Source organism: Bordetella pseudohinzii, from assembly GCF_000657795.2.
In the GTDB taxonomy this organism is placed as follows: Bacteria; Pseudomonadota; Gammaproteobacteria; order Burkholderiales; family Burkholderiaceae_B; genus Bordetella; species Bordetella pseudohinzii.
On sequence record NZ_JHEP02000008.1, the window covers coordinates 70873 to 87500 of the forward strand.

Annotated in this window: 14 protein-coding genes; 7 read left to right on the top strand and 7 right to left on the bottom strand. The window is 68.4% G+C overall.

The window, feature by feature from the left end:
• Positions 1–36 precede the first annotated feature (36 nt).
• Positions 37–1101, top strand: coding sequence for an acyltransferase family protein (locus tag L540_RS11930; protein WP_043208726.1), 1065 nt, complete (start codon positions 37–39; stop codon positions 1099–1101).
• On the opposite strand, the gene L540_RS11935 is transcribed toward L540_RS11930, so the two are convergent.
• The 5 genes from L540_RS11935 to L540_RS11955 are packed head-to-tail and all read right to left on the bottom strand — an operon-like array spanning position 1073 to position 6625.
• Positions 1073–2119: a capsular biosynthesis protein gene (locus L540_RS11935; RefSeq protein ID WP_231584783.1), complete on the bottom strand. Its 1047-nt coding sequence runs from the start codon at positions 2117–2119 to the stop codon at positions 1073–1075. The two genes, L540_RS11930 and L540_RS11935, sit on opposite strands and share 29 nt — an antisense overlap.
• Positions 2116–3036, bottom strand: a complete 921-nt coding sequence (locus tag L540_RS11940) for an NAD-dependent epimerase/dehydratase family protein (RefSeq protein ID WP_043208728.1) — start codon at positions 3034–3036, stop codon at positions 2116–2118. The genes L540_RS11935 and L540_RS11940 overlap by 4 nt, the downstream gene beginning before the upstream one ends.
• Positions 3033–4721, bottom strand: coding sequence for a GMC oxidoreductase (locus L540_RS11945; RefSeq protein ID WP_043208730.1), 1689 nt, complete (start codon positions 4719–4721; stop codon positions 3033–3035). The genes L540_RS11940 and L540_RS11945 overlap by 4 nt, the downstream gene beginning before the upstream one ends.
• Before the next feature lie 42 nt (positions 4722–4763).
• On the bottom strand, positions 4764–5525 hold the full coding sequence (locus tag L540_RS11950) for an SGNH/GDSL hydrolase family protein (RefSeq protein WP_043208733.1): 762 nt from the start codon (positions 5523–5525) through the stop codon (positions 4764–4766).
• Entirely contained in the window at positions 5525–6625 is a 1101-nt protein-coding gene (locus tag L540_RS11955; RefSeq protein WP_109842525.1) for an SLBB domain-containing protein, read from the bottom strand. The genes L540_RS11950 and L540_RS11955 overlap by 1 nt, the downstream gene beginning before the upstream one ends.
• 197 nt (positions 6626–6822) lie before the next feature.
• Here L540_RS11955 and L540_RS11960 point away from each other — a divergent pair, with 197 nt between their 5' ends.
• Together L540_RS11960 and L540_RS11965 are read left to right on the top strand one after the other, a co-directional pair.
• Positions 6823–7653 carry a WecB/TagA/CpsF family glycosyltransferase gene (locus L540_RS11960; protein WP_231584784.1) on the top strand — a complete coding sequence of 277 codons (831 nt, stop codon included), beginning with the start codon at positions 6823–6825 and terminating at the stop codon, positions 7651–7653.
• A complete protein-coding gene (locus tag L540_RS11965; RefSeq protein WP_043208734.1) occupies positions 7623–8975 on the top strand; it encodes a hypothetical protein in 1353 nt (450 codons plus the stop codon). Before L540_RS11960 ends, L540_RS11965 begins: the two co-directional genes overlap by 31 nt.
• 4 nt (positions 8976–8979) lie before the next feature.
• Here the strand turns inward: L540_RS11965 and L540_RS11970 are convergent, their stop codons facing one another.
• The gene (locus tag L540_RS11970; protein WP_231584785.1) at positions 8980–10398 is read right to left on the bottom strand and encodes an undecaprenyl-phosphate glucose phosphotransferase; all 1419 of its coding nucleotides are present in this window, start codon (positions 10396–10398) and stop codon (positions 8980–8982) included.
• A 17-nt stretch (positions 10399–10415) separates the two neighbouring features.
• Positions 10416–11834 carry a mannose-1-phosphate guanylyltransferase/mannose-6-phosphate isomerase gene (locus tag L540_RS11975; RefSeq protein ID WP_043208738.1) on the bottom strand — a complete coding sequence of 473 codons (1419 nt, stop codon included), beginning with the start codon at positions 11832–11834 and terminating at the stop codon, positions 10416–10418.
• Positions 11835–12461: 627 nt separating this feature from the next.
• Between L540_RS11975 and bcsD the strand changes: the two genes are divergently transcribed.
• The 4 genes from bcsD to bcsA are packed head-to-tail and all read left to right on the top strand — an operon-like array spanning position 12462 to position 16560.
• Positions 12462–12917, top strand: coding sequence for a cellulose biosynthesis protein BcsD (bcsD, locus tag L540_RS11980; RefSeq protein ID WP_043208740.1), 456 nt, complete (start codon positions 12462–12464; stop codon positions 12915–12917).
• A gap of 54 nt (positions 12918–12971) precedes the next feature.
• Entirely contained in the window at positions 12972–13595 is a 624-nt protein-coding gene (gene bcsP / locus L540_RS21230; protein WP_053073202.1) for a cellulose biosynthesis protein BcsP, read from the top strand.
• Entirely contained in the window at positions 13592–14371 is a 780-nt protein-coding gene (gene bcsQ, locus L540_RS11990) for a cellulose biosynthesis protein BcsQ (protein ID WP_043208742.1), read from the top strand. The genes bcsP and bcsQ overlap by 4 nt, the downstream gene beginning before the upstream one ends.
• A complete protein-coding gene (gene bcsA, locus L540_RS11995) occupies positions 14368–16560 on the top strand; it encodes a UDP-forming cellulose synthase catalytic subunit (protein WP_043208744.1) in 2193 nt (730 codons plus the stop codon). The genes bcsQ and bcsA overlap by 4 nt, the downstream gene beginning before the upstream one ends.
• The last annotated feature ends 68 nt before the right edge of the window (positions 16561–16628 follow it).

The following is a 16628-nucleotide window of genomic DNA, read 5'->3' on the forward strand; positions in this document are numbered from 1 at the left end:
CCGGCCCGCGGCCGCTTCTTCCCTGGACGATGATTCATGGACATTATTTCGATTCAGTATCTGCGCGGGATCGCGGCCATGATGGTGGTGGCGGTCCACCTGCATCCGCAGCTCGAGCGCATGGGATACCAGGGCTATTGGCCGCACTGGCTGGCCGCGGGCGTGGACATCTTCTTTGTCCTGAGCGGCTTTCTGATGTGGATCACCACGCGCGATCGAAAGGTCGGCGTGCTGGAGTTCTACCGCCGCCGCGCCGTGCGCATCATTCCGCTGTACTGGCTGCTGACCTCGGTGGCCGTGGCGGTGATGCTGATCGCGCCGCAGCTGCTGCAGACCACGCGCTTCGGCCTGTCCCATGTGATCGCCTCGTATTTCTTCGTGATGGCGCCCAATCCGGCGGGGCTGATCGAACCCGTGCTGACCGTGGGCTGGACGCTCAACTACGAGATGCTGTATTACCTCATCTTTGGCCTGACGCTGGTGCTGCCCACCGCCTGGCGCTTCGCCGTGACGGCCCTCGTGCTCATCGGCATCAGCATGCTGGGCTGGTTCGTGGTGGGCCAGGACAGGCCCATCCTCCAGGTCTATACCTCGGACATCGTGTTGGAGTTCCTGCTGGGCATGAGCATAGGCTGGTGGTTCTCGCGTCCGCATCAGGGCGGGTCGGCGGCCCTGGGCTGGCTGCTCGTTCTCGGCGGCTTTGCCGCCATCGCCCTGGCCTCGGTTTTCGCGCCGCAGGCCTCGCGTCCGCTGGCGCAAGGCCTGCCTTCGGCGGCCATCGTGATGGGGGCCATCCTGCTGGAGCGCTTCCAGGCCCTGCCGCGCTTCAAGCTGCTGCACACGCTGGGCGATGCCTCGTATTCGATTTATCTCTCGCATGCTTTTGTGCTGTCGGCCTTGAGCCAGGGCTGGCGCAAGCTGCACCTGGACAGCCTGCCGGGCGGCCGGGTGGGATTCTGCCTGCTGGGCGTCGTGGCCTGCGCGGTGGCGGGTCTGGCGGTCTACTACCTGATGGAAAAACCGCTGATCGGCCTGTTCAAAAAGCCGCGCGAGCAGGAGGCGTCCAAGGCCGCTACCCGCCGATCCGTAGCCGGTCTTTGAGCATGCGCAGCCAGCGCTTGTGGCGGCGCGTGGCCGCGCGCTGCGCGGACCAGTCGATCATGCTGTCGTGGACGTCATAGTGGCCGCGCTGGGCCTCGGGCAGTTCGCCCGACTCGACCGCGGCGATCAGTTCCGGCAGCCGGCGATAGAACTCCGCGCCGCGATAGGGCGGATGCAGCGACCACAGGCCGGGCGCGGAGCCCAGCAGGTCGACGCGGTACAGCCCGCGCTGGCGCAGCACCTCGCCCAGGATGACCTCGGCCTCGCGCACCTGCGGCGGGTTGCCCAGCAGATGCGATTTCAGGCGCTGCAGCGCGCCGGGCGGCAATAGCGGCAGATGGCCCAGCGTGGCGCGCAGCCGCTCCATGTCCAGCATGAAGATGCGCGTGCTGGCGCTCTGGAAACGATAGGCCGGGGCGCCGGCGATTTCCGTGCGCTGGGGCTCGGGCTGGCCATGGCCGTAGACCGCCCCGTCGGCGCGCGGCGGCCCCGGAAAGGGGCCGGTCAGCAGGACGTTGGGATCTTGTTCGGTGTAGGCGATGGCTTCCTCGACCCAGCGCCGGCTGCCGCCGCCGAACAGCATGTCGCCGTCGAAGTGCACGATGTGGCGCGCCTGGCTGTGGTGCATGCCATAGAAATAAGCATAAAAGGGCCCGCCGTCCCAGGCCTTGACCGGGATGTCGCCGGCGCCGAAAAAGGATCGCGCCACTTCGCGCCGCGCCTCGGGCGCATAGTCCACTTCGATCACGTCCAGCTTGGGCGTGTCGCGGCGCAGCTCGCGCGCCAGCGCCAGCAGCTTGGCGCGGTATTCATCGAAATGCGTGCCCCGGTAGCGTCCCGAACGGCTGCGATGGGTGTCGATGGTGACGAGGATGCGGTCCACCATGGGCGCCCAGGCGCGGATCTGGTGCGGCAGCAGCAGCGCCGCATGGGGATAGTCCATGGGGTACATGCTGATCTGGGCGGCGACGCGGTGGGGGTAGTGCACGGCGGGTTCTCCAGTGTGTGGCGTCATCATGCGCGCTCCGCCGCGACGGTTGCCGCCAAGCCCTCTGACAAGGGTGTCCAGCGCAGGCCAAGCTCGCGTTCGGCGCGCTCGGCGCGCAGGCGGATGGGCTGGCGCCACAGGCGGGCCAGCGAAGGCGGGATGGGCGGCGGCAGGCGCAGGCGGCCCAAGCCGATCTCGGCGATTTTCAGGACCGGCGCCAGCAGATGGGTTTCGATCTTCAGGCGGCGCTCGCCGATGCGCTTGATCGGGACCGCGCCCAGCGCCCGGGCATAGGCCAGGAAGTAGCCGTTCCAGTCCGGGGCCTGGGCCATGGCGAGGTTGTAGACGCCGGCCGGCGCGCGCAGGCCGGCCAGCACGGCGGCCGCGACATCGTCGATATAGACCAGATTGCTGCAGCCGTCGCCGGCCGCGCCCAGGTCGCCGATGCGGCGGGCGCGCAGCAGGCGGGCGATGCGCAAGCTCCATTGCGGGCTTTGCGGGCCGTAGATGCAGCCCGGACGCAGCGTGAGCACGGTCGGGCGCGAGGACAGCAGGCGCTCGGTCTCGACCTTGGCGCCGGCATAGCCGTCCAGGCCCTGGGCCAGCGGATGTTCTTCGCCGATGTCGCCCTGCGCCGGGCCATAGACGGTCATCGAACTGAAGTGCACCAGGGGCATGGGCCTGGCGTCCAGGGCGCCGGCAAGCGCCCGGGCGCCGGCCGTCATGGTCTCGGCCGGGCCGGCCACGCAGTTGACGGCGGCATCGGCCTCGCCCAGCGCGCGCGCCACCGAGGCGGCGTCGGTGGCGTCGAGCACGATCTCGCGGCCCAGTCCGCCGGCGCGGCGCACGCCGGCCACCGGTTCGGCCCAATCGCTGGCGGCCAGCCGCGCCATCACGCGGCGGCCGACATAGCCGTTGGCGCCCAATACCAGGATGCGTTGCTTCATGTCGGGGAGGTCTCCTTGCGGGCGGCCGCGGCGGGCAGGCGAAGCTCGCGGCGCAGATGATCGGCCAGGCGCAGGGCCAGCGCCACGATGGTCAGGGTAGGGTTGGCCTGGCCGGAGGTCGGGAAGACCGCCGAGCTGGCGATGTAGAGGTTGGCGGCCTCGTGCACGCGGCAATCGGCGTTGACCACGCTGTCGCGCGGATCCCGGCCCATGCGGGCCGTGCCGATGTGGTGGCCGCCATAGGCGCCGTAGCGCGTCATTTCGGCTTCGACTTGCGCCGGGTCGTAGTCGAAGCGTCCCGCGCCGCTGGCCGCCAGCGCCTCGGCCAGGGCGGCCAGGGCGCGCTGCACCGTCTCGACATCGCGCCGCGTATAGCGCCAATCGATATGCAGGCGGGGCATGTCCAGGGCGTCCCGGCCGCTGCCCAGCGTGACCCGGCTCTCGGGGTTGGGCTCCTGTTCGGCATGGAAATCCAGGCTATAGCGGCGGTTGCGCGGGTGGACGATGATGGACGGAAATTTGCGCGCGGCCAGCCTGCGCTGGGTGAGCATATGCCACAGGAATCCCGCCGTGGCCGGCGCGCCCAGCAGCACATTGCGCAGATGGCGCAGCCACAGGCCCGCCGAGCCCGGCGTGTCGCCATAGAGGCGCTTGGCGTATTCATAGGGCACGATGGGCCGGGCCAGGTAGAGCGCCGACAGGATGCCGCTGCCGTGCCCGGGATCCGGGATGCGCGGATGATGCAGGCGCGCGATGAAGTTGCCGGCATGCAGACGGCGCTGGGCTTCGGGCCGCAGGGCCAGGCGCCGGCGGCAATAGACGCCCTCGTCGCTGATGTCATAACCGTGCCAGACCGAGCTGGCGCCGGACAGGTCCACTTCGCCTATGGTGCCGGCGACATGGCACATATAGTAGCGGCCCACGACGTCATGGGCATTGCCCAGCCCGCGTCCGCTGGCCCCCGGGCTGGCCAGCAGCAGGCGCGCGGTCTCCAGGCCGCCTGTGGCCAGCACATAGTGGCGCGCCCGGACCGTGAAGGCCGAGCCGGCCAGGGTGCGCACCTGGGCCGGGCCCACGGGCGCGCCGGCCGGGCCGCTGTCGAGCCCGCATAGATTGGCGTGCTGGATGATGCGGATGGGCCCCTGGCGCAGCCGCTGCGCGTAGCGGCCGGCGAAATCGGTGGGCAGGCTGAAACGCTCCAGCGTATCGGTGGAGAAGGCCGCGCTCTCGAAGCCGCCTATCATGGGCCGCAGCGGATGGTGGAAGGCGGTCTGCACGGTATAGGCGAAGTCGCCGGCCTCGCACAGCTGGTTTGCCCGCGGATAATAGGGCAGCAGATCGTCCAGGCCGATGGGCCAGCCGCTGTGCGCGATGTAGTCGCGCGGCTCGAAGTCGATGGCGTCGAAGGGCATGCAGCGCCCGCCCCAGATGGTGCTCGAGCCGCCCATGCGGCGCTGCCGGTAGCGGTCCGGGCCGGGATGCATGCGCGCATCGGCGACGGTGCCGGCATAGAGGTCCTGCGTGGCGCGCTCCTCTCGCGGGCCGCCGCTTTCGAGCAGCACGATGTCCAGGCCGCTGTCCATCAGGGCCAGGGCCAGCGTGATGCCGGCGGGGCCGCCGCCGGCGATGCACAGGTCGGCCGTCAGGGTCGTGCCCTCAGGAATGGTGCTGGCGTCCAGGATCATGGTCGGGTTCCAGGCCCTTGCGGCAGCGCGCCGCGCGATTCATCAGTACTGCACGCCGCTGCTGGCCGGCAGTTTCAGGGTTGCGCGCACATAGCGCGCAAAGGCCGCGTAGCCCGTGGTGGAAGGGTGAACGCCGTCGGCGAACATGCCCGGCGCGAGCTTGCGGTAATCGTTGCTGCCGCCGCTGGACCAATGCAGATAGTCCACCACCCGCAGGCCGGAATATCGCGGCGCCAGGCCTTGCAGCAGCCAGTCGTTGAAGGCGCGCGCCTGCAGGATCATGGCGTCGCTCATGCCGAGGTAGGCGCCGATATTGTCCACGACCAGCGGGATGTTTTGCTCGGCGGCGGTCTGCGCGAAATACATGAAGTTGTCCTGCATGGTCTGCAAGGGCAGCATGCCCATGGCGATGTCGTTGATGCCGACATGCAGGTAGATCAGGCGCGGCCGCGTGCCGGCCGGCAGGGTGCGCGGGCCGCGTCCGTCGCCCGGATCGTCGTCTTCGGCCAGGGCGTCGCGGCGCCAGCGCGCCCGGACCTGGGTGGAGGTTTGCCCGCCGATGCCCTGGTTGAAATGAAATACGCCGGAATACTGCGCCAGCTCGTAGGAAAGCTGGCCCGGGCTGGAGGGGTAGTCGGGCACGAACTGGCCCTGGACGTTCAGGCGGCCCTTGCGCTGGATTTCGCCTTCGGCGATGGAGTCGCCGATCAGCACGGCATAATCGGGCTCGGCGCGCGCCCAGGCGGGCAGCGCGGCGTAGCCCGGGGCCAGGAGCAGGGCCGAGAGCAGGGCGCGGCGCTTCATCAGAAAAAGCGTTCGTTGACGTGGATGACGTCGCCGGGCTGAACGGCGTCGGTGAGCGTGACGCGCTTGCCAGTGACGGCCCCGGTCAGCGCATCGCTGCGGTTGAGGTCGATGCGGCTGTCGGAGGCGCGCGGGGTGAGGCCGCCGGCCAGCGCCAGGGCGCGCATCACGTTCAGGCCGGGTTCTATCGGATAGGCGCCGGGCTTGCCGACTTCGCCGTAGACATAGAAGCGCGGCGCCTCGGGCACGAAGACCACATCGCCGGGCCGCAGCTCGGTGTCCTGCACCGTTTGCGAGGGCGATTGCCGGTTGCCCACATAGAGGTTGATGCGGTCGTTGCCGCCGCCGGCGCGGCGCACCAGCGTGGCGACATCGGCGGCGCCGTTCGTGGCGCCGCCGGCCATGGCCAGCAATTCCAGCACCGACAGCCGGCCTTCGATGGGGTAGCGGCCGGGCCGGGCGACCTGGCCCAGCACGGAGACGATGCGGCTGCGCAGGGTCAGCACCTCAATAGCGACCTGCGGGTCGGTCATATAGCCTTTGCTGCGCAAGCCCTGTTCGATGCGCCGGGCCAGGGTCGAAGGATTGAGGCCCGAGGCCGGAACCTGGCCCAGCATGGGCACCACGACCCGTCCGTCGGCATCGACGGTGGCGCGCACTTGCCCGCCGCCCGTGCCCATGATGTTGATGCCCAGCGTGTCGCCAGGGCCGACGGCGCCTATCGCGCCGCCAATGGCCTGTTCCACGGCGCTGTCGGCCGGGGCGGCGACGGCCGGCGAAATGGGCAGGGTGTCGGGCAGGCGGTTGCCGGCCAGCTCGCCCTCGGTGCCCCGCCTGCCGCTGCCGATCTTGCCCGGCGGCGTGACGACCGGCGCGATGGGCGGCGCGGCATAGACGGCCGGCGCGGCCGAGGACGCCGGCGCGCCCATGGGCAGGGGAGCGGTATAGGCAGGGGATTCGACCGGCGCGTTGTAGCGCTGGAAATCCGCCGGGGCGCCGGCGGGCGCTGGAGAAACCGGGTCGGGGATGGGCAGGTCCTGCGCGCCCGCGGTTTGCGTGTAAATCACCAGCGCCGCCAGCATCGCTTTTCGCCACGTCATAATCCGACCCGCCACGTTATTCTCCGATCCCTTGATAAAAGCTTGCGCGCGCGTGTAATAGTATCCCAGGCCGGGCGCCACACCGCAGGTATTTTAAATACAATACGCGCGTGCCGGCTTGAATGACTGTGGTTTTCTCAAATGCGAATGTGAGACCATTATTTTTCAATTAACCGCCCTTCGTATCGAGATTACCCTTGCATAGTCCCCAGCAAGTATCCGACCCCGGATTGCGCGCGGTTGAAAACGGCGCCGGGCCCGCGCTGCCCAGCGTGCGCCTGTTCGATCTGGACATCGCCGCCGTCTCTTTCGGACAGGCGGTCGAAGCGCTGGCGCAGGCCGCCGTGCGCCGCGACGGCCGGGCCCGCATCGTGGTGACGCCCAATGTCGATCACGTGGTGCGCCTGGATGCCGCGCCCGACTTCCGGGCCCGCTACGCACGGGCCGATTTTATTTTTGCCGACGGCATGCCGGTGGTCTGGGCCAGCCGCCTGCTCGGCCGGCCGCTGCCCGAGCGCATCACCGGCTCCGATCTCTTTGTCGCGCTGTGCCGCCGGGCCCAGCGCGAAGGCTGGCGCGTGATGCTGCTGGGCGGCATGCCGGGGTCGGAGCCCGCGCTGCATGCGCGTTTCGCGCAGTATTTCCCGGGGCTGGACATCGAGGTGGTCAGCCCGTCCATGGGCTTCGATCCGGTCGGGCCCGAAGGCCAGGCCTTCGCCGACCGGGTGCGCGAACGCCAACCCGATGTCGTCTTTCTGTGCGTGGGCATGCCCAAGCAGGAGAACTGGGCGCTGCACCATGCCCTGGCCTTGCCCGGCGGCATCCTGCTGTGCGTGGGGGCGGCGATGGAATTCGCCATCGGCCTGCAGCGCCGGGCTCCCCAGTGGATGCAGCGCGCCGGCCTGGAGTGGCTGTGGCGCCTGGCCAGCAATCCGCGCCGCCTCTGGCGCCGCTACCTGGTCGACGACCCGCGCTTCGCGGTGCTGTGCTGGCGTCAGTGGCGCAAGCGGTCCGGTTCGGCGCCGTGACCGAGGGCGCGGCCATCCTGGCCCGCCGGCCCGGGGGCTGGACGGCGCGGCTGGCCGCGGCCGGCCTGGCCTGGCATGCCGTCTGCGCCGCGGCCGCGCCCGGTCCGGCGGAATATGCCGTGCAGCTGGGCAGCTCTTTCCAGTACCAGAGCAATCCGGCGCGGCTGCCCGAGTCCATGGCCGGCGATATCCGCAGCGCGGGAGTCATGGTCAACGCGGCCGGCCTGGGGCTGCGCCTGCCGCTGCTGTCCGATGACACCCGGCTGGAGGCCGGCGGCACGCTAGCCGACGCCCGCTACACCCATGACCGCCAGCTGGATCACCAGCCCGGCAACCTGCTCTCGACCCTGCATTGGCGCGCCGGACCGCTGTTTGCCGGACGCTTCGATTACGGCTACCAGAAGCAGCTCAATTCCAATCTGTCGCGCACCTGGCCCGACCGCGACATGCAGGCGCGGGACAACAAGGCGGCCGAAATCGGGCTGCGCGTGAGCGAACGCCTGACGCTGCCGGCGTTCAGCGTTTTTCGCAATGGCACGCGCTATGACCAGGACATCAACAAGACGCTGTACGACCGCAAGGAAGAGGGCTGGCAGCTGGCGGCGCGCTATGCGGGCTTTGGCCGATCCTATGCGCAGGCGGGGCTGCGCCGCGGCAACGTCGATTATTACGGCCGCACGCCGGACCTGGTGGCGACCATAGACGACCGCTACACGGACGACGAGATCTTCGCCGCCGCGCGCTGGGATTACAGCCCCAAGACGGTGCTGCAGGCCCGCGTCGGCCTGCTCAAGCGCAGCTATGAACATCTCGGCGACCGCGATACCCATCTGTTCACCTTCCAGGGGCGCGCCACCTGGGATTATTCGCCCAAGACGCGCTTGGACCTGCAGCTCTGGCGCCGGCCCTACGCCTATGACGACGACCCCACGGTGCTGTATTCGGTGCAGACGGGCGGCCTGGCCTCGGTGACCTGGCGGCCCACCGTCAAGACCGCTTTGCAGCTGGGCGCGGAACTCACGCGCCAGCGCAACACGGCCTTTACCGGCGGCAGCGACCAGGTCTTGCAGATCCGCCGTTATGGCGCCCGGCTGCAGTGGCAGCAGCAAGACACGCTGCGCTGGATCCTGGATGTCTATCGCGACCGGCAATCCGGCGACTCGCCCGCCGACGCCTACAAGCAGACTTTCGTGCGCATCGGGCTGGAATACACCTTCGGCACCCGGGGCAAGGAGGACTTGCGCCGCCTGATGCAACCTACCGACTGCCAATGGCGCAGGCCGGAACTGGCCATGTGCGATCCCATGGGCGAGGAACCCTGAGCGCTCAATAGGCGTTGCGGTCCCAGAAGATCACCAGCCCGGTGCGCGCCAGGATCTTCAGGTCCAGCATCAGCGACCAGTTGGCGATGTAATAGCGGTCGTAGCGCACGCGCTGGAGCATTTTTTCCGGTGTGTCGGTCTCGCCGCGCAGACCATGGATCTGCGCCCAGCCGGTGATGCCGGGCTTGACGCTGTGGCGCAGCATATAGCCCTGGATCATGCGGCGATAGAGTTCGTTGTGCTCGGCGGCGTGCGGGCGCGGACCCACCAGGCTCATGGAGCCGCCCATCACATTGAAAAGCTGGGGCAGTTCGTCCAGCGAGCTTTTGCGCAGGAAGCGGCCGACGCGGGTCACGCGCGGATCGTCCTGCCGGGCCTGGCGCAGCGTGCCGTCGGCCTCCTTGCCGGCATTGGCGCGCATGGAACGGAACTTATAGACCGTGATGGGCAGGCCGCGCTCGCCATAGCGCGACTGGCGGAAGATCACCGGGCCGGGCGAGTCCAGCTTGATGGCCAGCGCGATCAGCAGCATGAAGGGCGAGGCCGCCAGCAGCAGCAGCCCGCCGATCATGAGGTCCATGGCGCGCTTGAGGCTGCGCGACAGTCCTTGCATATGGCTTTCGTGCAGGGCCAGCAGCGCCACGCCGGCGATCTCGGCGCTGCTGGCGGTCAGCTCGCCCAGAAAGGGCGACTCGGGCATCAGGTAGATGGCGGCGGTGGAGTCGTACAGCCGGTTCATCAGGTCCATGAAGACGGGATCGTTCTTCCTCTCATCCAGGGTGACGAACGCGATGCCGTAGTCGCCGGCGTCGATACGGGCCTGCGCGTCGGGGTAGCGGCCCAGATAGGGCGGCGGCTCGGCTTGGCCCGGGTGTCCGCAGACCGGTTGCTCGGCGTAATAGCCGGCGGTATGGATGCCAAGGATGGGCGAGCGCCGCAGGCGCATGGCCAGCTTGCACGCCTCCGGGCCCATGCCGAAGAAGACGGCCGTGCGGCGGCTGGAGGGGGAGTTGTTCAGGCGATAGGCCACGCGGCGCAGAACATAGAGGCCGAGCACCTGCAGCGGCAGGGCGACGGCCGCCCATTTGAGCAGCAGCAGGCGCAGGGATTCGGTGTCGGTGGCGCTGCCAGGCAGGAAAAACAGCGCGATCAAGGCCAGAAACAGCACCTGCAGCCAGCGCAGCGCGCCCCGGCCCAGCATCCAGGGCATGCTGCGCGCGCTGAGCAGCAGCGTGAAACGAGCGAAGACCGCGAAGGCGCCGGCGGCCAGGATGGCCGGTATCCATCCCTGGAAGATGGGCGACATCATGTCCAGGGACCGGGTCAGGAAGAAAAAGACACCGGCGTTGATCAGCGCGCAGATCAGGCCGCTCAGGGCCATGAAGGAGCGCTGAGGGTGGCTGGGCGTTGCGTGGGTGAGCATGGGAACTGTGAGGGAAATCAGCGGCCGTAGGCGTCATCAAACCGGACGATATCGTCCTCGCCCAGATACGGGCCCGACTGTACTTCGATGAGTTCCAGGTCTATCGAACCCGGATTCTCCAGGCGATGCTTGACGCCCAGTGGGATATAGGCGGATTGGTTTTCCGAGAGCAGGAAGACTTCGTCGCCGCGCGTGACGCGGGCCGTGCCGGTCACGACAATCCAGTGTTCGGCGCGGTGATGGTGCATCTGCAGCGACAGGCGGGCGCCCGGGGCCACGCGGATGCGCTTGACCTGGAAGCGCTCGCCGCCGTCGATGGCGTCATAGCTGCCCCAGGGGCGGTAGACCAGGCGATGGGCCGAGGCCTCGGCGCGCTTGCCGGCGTTGAGGCGGGCCACGATGCGCCGCACGTCCTGGACCTTGTCGCGGGCGGCCACCAGCACGGCGTCGGCGGTTTCGACGACCACCACGTCCTCCAGGCCCAGCAGCGCGAGCAGGCGATGGCTGGAATAGGCGTAGACATTGCGGCAGTCTTCGGCGATGACGTCGCCGCGCAGGGCATTGCCCTGGCGGTCCTGCGGCGCCAGCTGCCATAGCGAGGCGAAGGAGCCGATATCGCTCCAGCCGGCGTCCAGCGGCACCATGGCCACGCCCGGGTCGCGCTCCATGACGGCATAGTCGATGGAATCGGCGGGGCAGGCGGCGAAGGCGGCCTCGTCCAGGCGGATGAAATCGCCGTCATGGCGCAGTCTGGCCATGGCCTGGCGGCAGGCTGCCAGGATGTCGGGGCGGTGCGTCTGCAGCGCCTGCAGGTAGCGCGAGGCGCGGAACAGGAACATGCCGCTATTCCAGAAATAGCGGCCGCTGGCCAGGTATTGCTCTGCCGTGGCGGCGTCGGGCTTTTCGACGAAGGCCTCGACATCGGCCACGCCCTGCCGGACCGCGCCGGCGCGGATATAGCCGTAGCCGGTCTCGGCGTAGGTGGGCTGGATGCCGAAAGTGACCAGGCGGCCATCCAGGGCGGCGGGCAGCGCCTGGCGCACGGCCTCCTGAAAACGCCCGGCGTCGGTCACGGCGTGGTCGGAGGGCAGCACCAGCAGGACGGGGTCGTCGCCCTCGGCCTGCGCCAGCAGGGCGGCCAGGGCGATGGCGGGGGCGGTATTGCGCCCGGCCGGCTCAAGCAGGATGGCCGGCTCGTGTTGGCCGATCTGGCGCAGCTGTTCGGCGACGATGAAGCGGTGCTCTTCATTGGCGACGAAGATCGGCGCCTGGGCGTCCAGCCCCTTGACGCGCTCGCAGGTCGCTTGCAAGGGGGAAAGATCGCCCAGCAGGGGAAGAAACTGTTTGGGATAGCTGCCGCGCGAAAGCGGCCATAGACGGGTGCCCGTGCCACCCACGAGCAATACGGGGCGCAGCTTCGGCGTGGTACTCGGCATCTGGGGTCCCTTGCAATTGGCCGCGCAGTCTCTCTGGTGCCCGGGTTCTTGGGTACAAATACTTGCACGGGTGCAAACTATATAGCGTGCAAGACAAAATGTGGCGTCGACTTTGCAAATCCTGAAGATCTATATGTTTTATTTTACTTCGTCGCTATACTAATATAATTGCTGCGGCAGAAAGCCATAATACGATTTATTTTGCGATTATCGGAAATATAAGTCGGGATATAACAAATTATGCATAACCGGTTTGCGCCGGTATTAATGCAATACGGTCCCGCCTTGTCACATCGTTCCGTGGCGCGGCTGCTGTTTAAGACGCAAGGTTATGCTCCAAGAATGCGGCCTAAAGTCCCGCAGCTCCGCCTTGCCAACTCGCGGATACAGGCTATGCAGAGCCTGGAAATCACAAAGTATTGGCCCTTGCCCCGGCGATGTCGCCTCGGGCCCTCGGTAGTGATTCGCCCTGATGCTTGCCGCCGGCGACACGGTTTTCCCGTGCTTGCCCGGTTTGACGCATCCGTTTCCCCCTTGTCCCTACAGGTTTGTTTCCGCCGCGCGGCGCGTCATGACGCTGCCGCCGCCCGGCCGAACCCGCTTGCCTGCCTGTAATGAAGGATCAATGTGCAAAGCGCCATCTTCTCCCATCTCGACGAACGACTCTGCGCCAGCCAATGGCGCGATGTGCTGTCCGCATTCGCGCAGGAACTGGTCCAGGACCTGACGGCGCAGCGCCTGCGCGCGCTGATGCGGCGCGCGGGCGAACAGTTCGCCGGCAGGCAGGCGCTGGCTCCGGCCGCGTCGGTCGCCGATATGCAGTCGGCCATCAACCAGGTCTGGCGTCCGCTGGATTGGGGCTGGGTGGAAATTTCAGAGGCCGAGGACCATCTGGCGCTGGCCCATTGCTGCGCGCCGCTGCGCGCGGCCTTCGGCGACAGCCATCTGGCCTGGAGCAGCGGATTTCTCGAGGGCGTCTATGAGTCATGGATGCGCCGCCTGGGCGCCGATGCGCAGTTGCGCATCACCGAGCAACAGGCGCCCGATGCGTTGGGGACGATTGTCTATCGATTGGGCCGTTGAGACAGGGAGAGGCCGCCGCGGGAGATGCGCCCGCGGCGCATTGGGGAGTCAGGGATGCGCGACATCAGCGACATAAGCAGCCTGTACCGGGAGTTCGGGGGAGACCCGCGCAACTACCGTGAGATCGGCCAGGAAGGCCGGGCGGCGGCGGCCCGCGGGCGCTGGCCGCTGCTGGGCCGGATACGGCCCGGGGTGGCGGCCGTGCCGCCGGCCGTGGGCGGACCGGCGGATCGCCCGGCGCGCGTGGCGCAGTGGCCACCGGCCGCGGTCGCCACGCTGGTCTTGCCGCCGGCGGCCGGCTATCCGCCTGTCCGCGCCGGCGCGGCCATCGATGGCGAGCGGGCGCTGGCCCTGGTCAGGAGCGCGCGCGTGCAGCGTATCGCGCTCGATGCGCTCGTCCTGCCCGCCGCCGCGCCCGAAGCCGAATGGTTGCCGCCCATCGTGGCCGCGCCTGCCGGCCTGGCGGGCAACGCCGCCGCGGCGCCGCGCGTCGAGCCCGGCCTGGCCCCGGCCGAGCCGCTCGTGGACGCGCCGCCGCTCGCGCGGACCGAGCCGCCCGCGGCCTTGCCGCCCGTCATGCCCGCGCCCGACGCCCGCTCCGCGACGCCGCTGCAAAGCGTTTTCGCGCGCCTGGCCAAGGCGCCGGTCCCGCCCACATCCAACACGGCAAAAGAATGAAAACCATAGCCATCGTCTCCGCCAAGGGCGGGGTAGGAAAGACCAGCATCGCGGCCGCCCTGGGGCTGGCGCTCAGCCGCGCGGGACATCCCGCGCTGGTGCTGGACCTTGACCCGCAGAATGCGCTGCGCTTTCACCTGGGCGCCGACGCCGAGGCGGCCGAGTCCGGACTGGCGCGCGCCAGCCTGGCCGGCATGCGCTGGCGCGACGCGGCCGTGCAGGGCGAGGCCGGCCTGCATCTGCTGCCCTTCGGGCAACTGAAGGAAAGCGACCGCCTGGCCCTGGAGCAGCAGATGCTGCGGGACCCCGACTGGCTGGCGCGCCATCTGCGCGAGCTGGACCTGGCGCCGGGCACGCTGGCGCTGATCGACACGCCGCCGGGGCCTACGGTCTATGCGAGCCAGACCTTGCGCTGCGCCGACCTGGCGCTGGTCGTGACGCTGTCCGATGCGGCTTCCTATGCCACCTTGCCCCAGGCCGAGAGCCTGATCGCCCAGTATGCGCAAGGGCGCGAGGGCTATCTGGGCCATGCCTTCATCGTCAACCAGGTCGACAGCGCGTCGGCGCTGGCCAAGGACACCCTGCGCGTCATGCGCGGCGTCCTGGGCGAGCGGCTGGGCGGCGTGGTCCACCGCGACGCCGCGGTCAGCGAGGCGCTGGCCTTCGGCAAGACCGTGATCGACCACGCGCCGCACAGCCAGGCGTGCAGCGATATCCTGGCCAGCGCGCAATGGCTGCGGCGGCAACTGAGCGATGCCAAGAGGGAGCATCCATGAAATCGTCGAGCCGAGAGACCGCGGCGCGCCATCCGCGTCTTGCGCGCCTGGGCAATGATCTGCTGTCCTGGCGCATCTGGAAGATGGCTTGGGCGCGCGCCCTGTCGCTGGCGCTGGCCGGCGCGCTGTCGGTGCTGGCGGTCGCCGTGGAGATGGGGCTGTTCCAGCAGATGGTGTTCGCGGCCGTCTGCGTGGCCGTGACCCTGCTGCTGCATCGCGTGGGCGGCCGGCTGGCCACGCTGACCATGGTGATGCTCTCGGTCATCACCTCGCTGCGCTATATGTATTGGCGCATCACCGACACCATCGGTTTCGACAACGTGCTGGACGCTTTTTTCGGCTACGGGCTGCTGCTGGCGGAAGTCTACGCGCTGACGGTCATGCTGTTGAGCTATTTCCAGTCGGCCTGGCCCCTGCGGCGCAAGCCCGCGCCCCTGCCGGCCGACCGCGGCAGCTGGCCGACGGTGGATGTCTATGTGCCGACTTATAACGAGCCGCTGGAGGTGGTTCGCCAGTCGGTGCTGGCCGCGCAATCGCTGGATTGGCCGGCCGACAAGCTGCGCGTCTATGTGCTGGATGACGGTCGGCGGGCGGAGTTCCGCGACTTTTGCGAGCAGGCGGGCGTGGGCTATCTGACCCGCCCGGACAACCGGCATGCCAAGGCCGGCAATATCAATGCCGCCCTGGCGCGGACACAGGGCGAATTCGTGGCCGTGTTCGATTGCGATCACGTGCCGGTGCGCTCCTTCCTGCAGATTTGCATGGGATGGTTCGTCAAGGACAAGCGGCTGGCGCTCTTGCAGACGCCGCACGTCTTTTTCTCGCCCGATCCTTTCGAGCGCAATCTGGGCACCTTCCGCAACGTGCCCAATGAGGGCGAGCTGTTCTATGGCGTGGTGCAGGATGGCAACGACCTGTGGAACGCGACTTTTTTCTGCGGTTCCTGCGCGGTGATACGGCGCAGCGCGCTGGACGCGGTGGGAGGCGTGGCGACCGAGAGCGTGACCGAGGACGCCCTGACCGCGCTGAAGATGAACCGCCAGGGCTTCAACACCGCCTATCTGGCGGTCCCGCAGGCCGCCGGCCTGGCGACGGAAAACCTGTCGCGCCACATCGGCCAGCGCACGCGCTGGGCGCGGGGCATGGCGCAGATCATCCGCATCAACAACCCGCTGCTGGGCAAGGGCCTGAAGCTGGGGCAGCGGCTGTGCTATCTGAGCGCGATGCTGCACTTCTTCTTCGGTCTGCCGCGCGTGGTCTTCCTGACCGCCCCGCTGGCCTATCTGTTCTTCCATGCCAATGTATTCCAGGCGTCGGCCATCATGGTGGCGGCCTATGCCTTGCCGCACATCATCCTGTCCAGCCTGACCGGCTCGCGCATCCAGGGGCGTTTCCGCCATTCGTTCTGGAACGAGGTCTACGAATCCGTGCTGGCCTGGTACATCATGCGCCCGGCGCTGCTGACGCTGATCAGCCCCAGGACCGCGCAGTTCAATGTGACCGCCAAGGGCGGCATCATCAGCGAGGCTTATTTCGACTGGACGCTGGCGCGCCCCTATGTGGTGCTGCTGGCGCTGAACCTGATCGGTTTCATTGTCGGCGCGGTCAGCCTGGCCGCCGGCTATGGGGGCGTGGACGCGCGCCTGACCATTGTCCTGAACCTGGCGTGGACGATCTACAACATCATCATGACCAGCGCCAGCGTGGCCGTGGCCGGCGAGGTCAGGCAGCTGCGCAGCACGCCGCGCGTGGCGATTTCGCTGCCGGCCATGCTGCTGCTGCCCGACGGGCGCACCGTGGCCTGCCGGACCAGCGATTATTCGCGGGGCGGCCTGGGGCTGGTGTTGCCGGCCGGCGTGGTGGTGCCCAATGGCATGCCGCTGAGTGTTTCCCTGTTCCTCAACGATGAAGAGGCCATGTTCCCGGCGCTGGTGACTTTCAGCCGGGGCGACCGGCTGGGCCTGAGTTTCCAGTCGCTGACGCTGGAGCAGGAGCGCGCGCTGGCGGAGATGACCTTCGGCCGCGCCGATACCTGGACCGCCCACTGGGGCAATAACACGCCGGACTCTCCGCTGGCCGCCCTGGGCCAGATCAGCACGATAGGGGTGCGGGGCTTCAGCTTGCTGCTGCGCCAGTTGCGCGACCGCAGCCTCGCGGCCGCGCGCCGGCCCATGCCTACAAAAAACTAGAGGACGATAGACCGATGACTTCCAGGCTTGATGCTTGGCCGCCCAGGCCTTGCCCGTCCCCCGGCTTG

Coding starts and splice junctions, on each gene's coding strand:
- L540_RS11930 (WP_043208726.1), top strand. CDS start 37: ATGGACATTATTTCGATTCAGTATCTGCGCGGGATCGCGGCCATGATG.
- L540_RS11935 (WP_231584783.1), bottom strand. CDS start 2,119: ATGATGACGCCACACACTGGAGAACCCGCCGTGCACTACCCCCACCGC.
- L540_RS11940 (WP_043208728.1), bottom strand. CDS start 3,036: ATGAAGCAACGCATCCTGGTATTGGGCGCCAACGGCTATGTCGGCCGC.
- L540_RS11945 (WP_043208730.1), bottom strand. CDS start 4,721: ATGATCCTGGACGCCAGCACCATTCCTGAGGGCACGACCCTGACGGCC.
- L540_RS11950 (WP_043208733.1), bottom strand. CDS start 5,525: ATGAAGCGCCGCGCCCTGCTCTCGGCCCTGCTCCTGGCCCCGGGCTAC.
- L540_RS11955 (WP_109842525.1), bottom strand. CDS start 6,625: ATGACGTGGCGAAAAGCGATGCTGGCGGCGCTGGTGATTTACACGCAA.
- L540_RS11970 (WP_231584785.1), bottom strand. CDS start 10,398: ATGCTCACCCACGCAACGCCCAGCCACCCTCAGCGCTCCTTCATGGCC.
- L540_RS11975 (WP_043208738.1), bottom strand. CDS start 11,834: ATGCCGAGTACCACGCCGAAGCTGCGCCCCGTATTGCTCGTGGGTGGC.
- bcsP (WP_053073202.1), top strand. CDS start 12,972: ATGCGCGACATCAGCGACATAAGCAGCCTGTACCGGGAGTTCGGGGGA.
- bcsQ (WP_043208742.1), top strand. CDS start 13,592: ATGAAAACCATAGCCATCGTCTCCGCCAAGGGCGGGGTAGGAAAGACC.
- bcsA (WP_043208744.1), top strand. CDS start 14,368: ATGAAATCGTCGAGCCGAGAGACCGCGGCGCGCCATCCGCGTCTTGCG.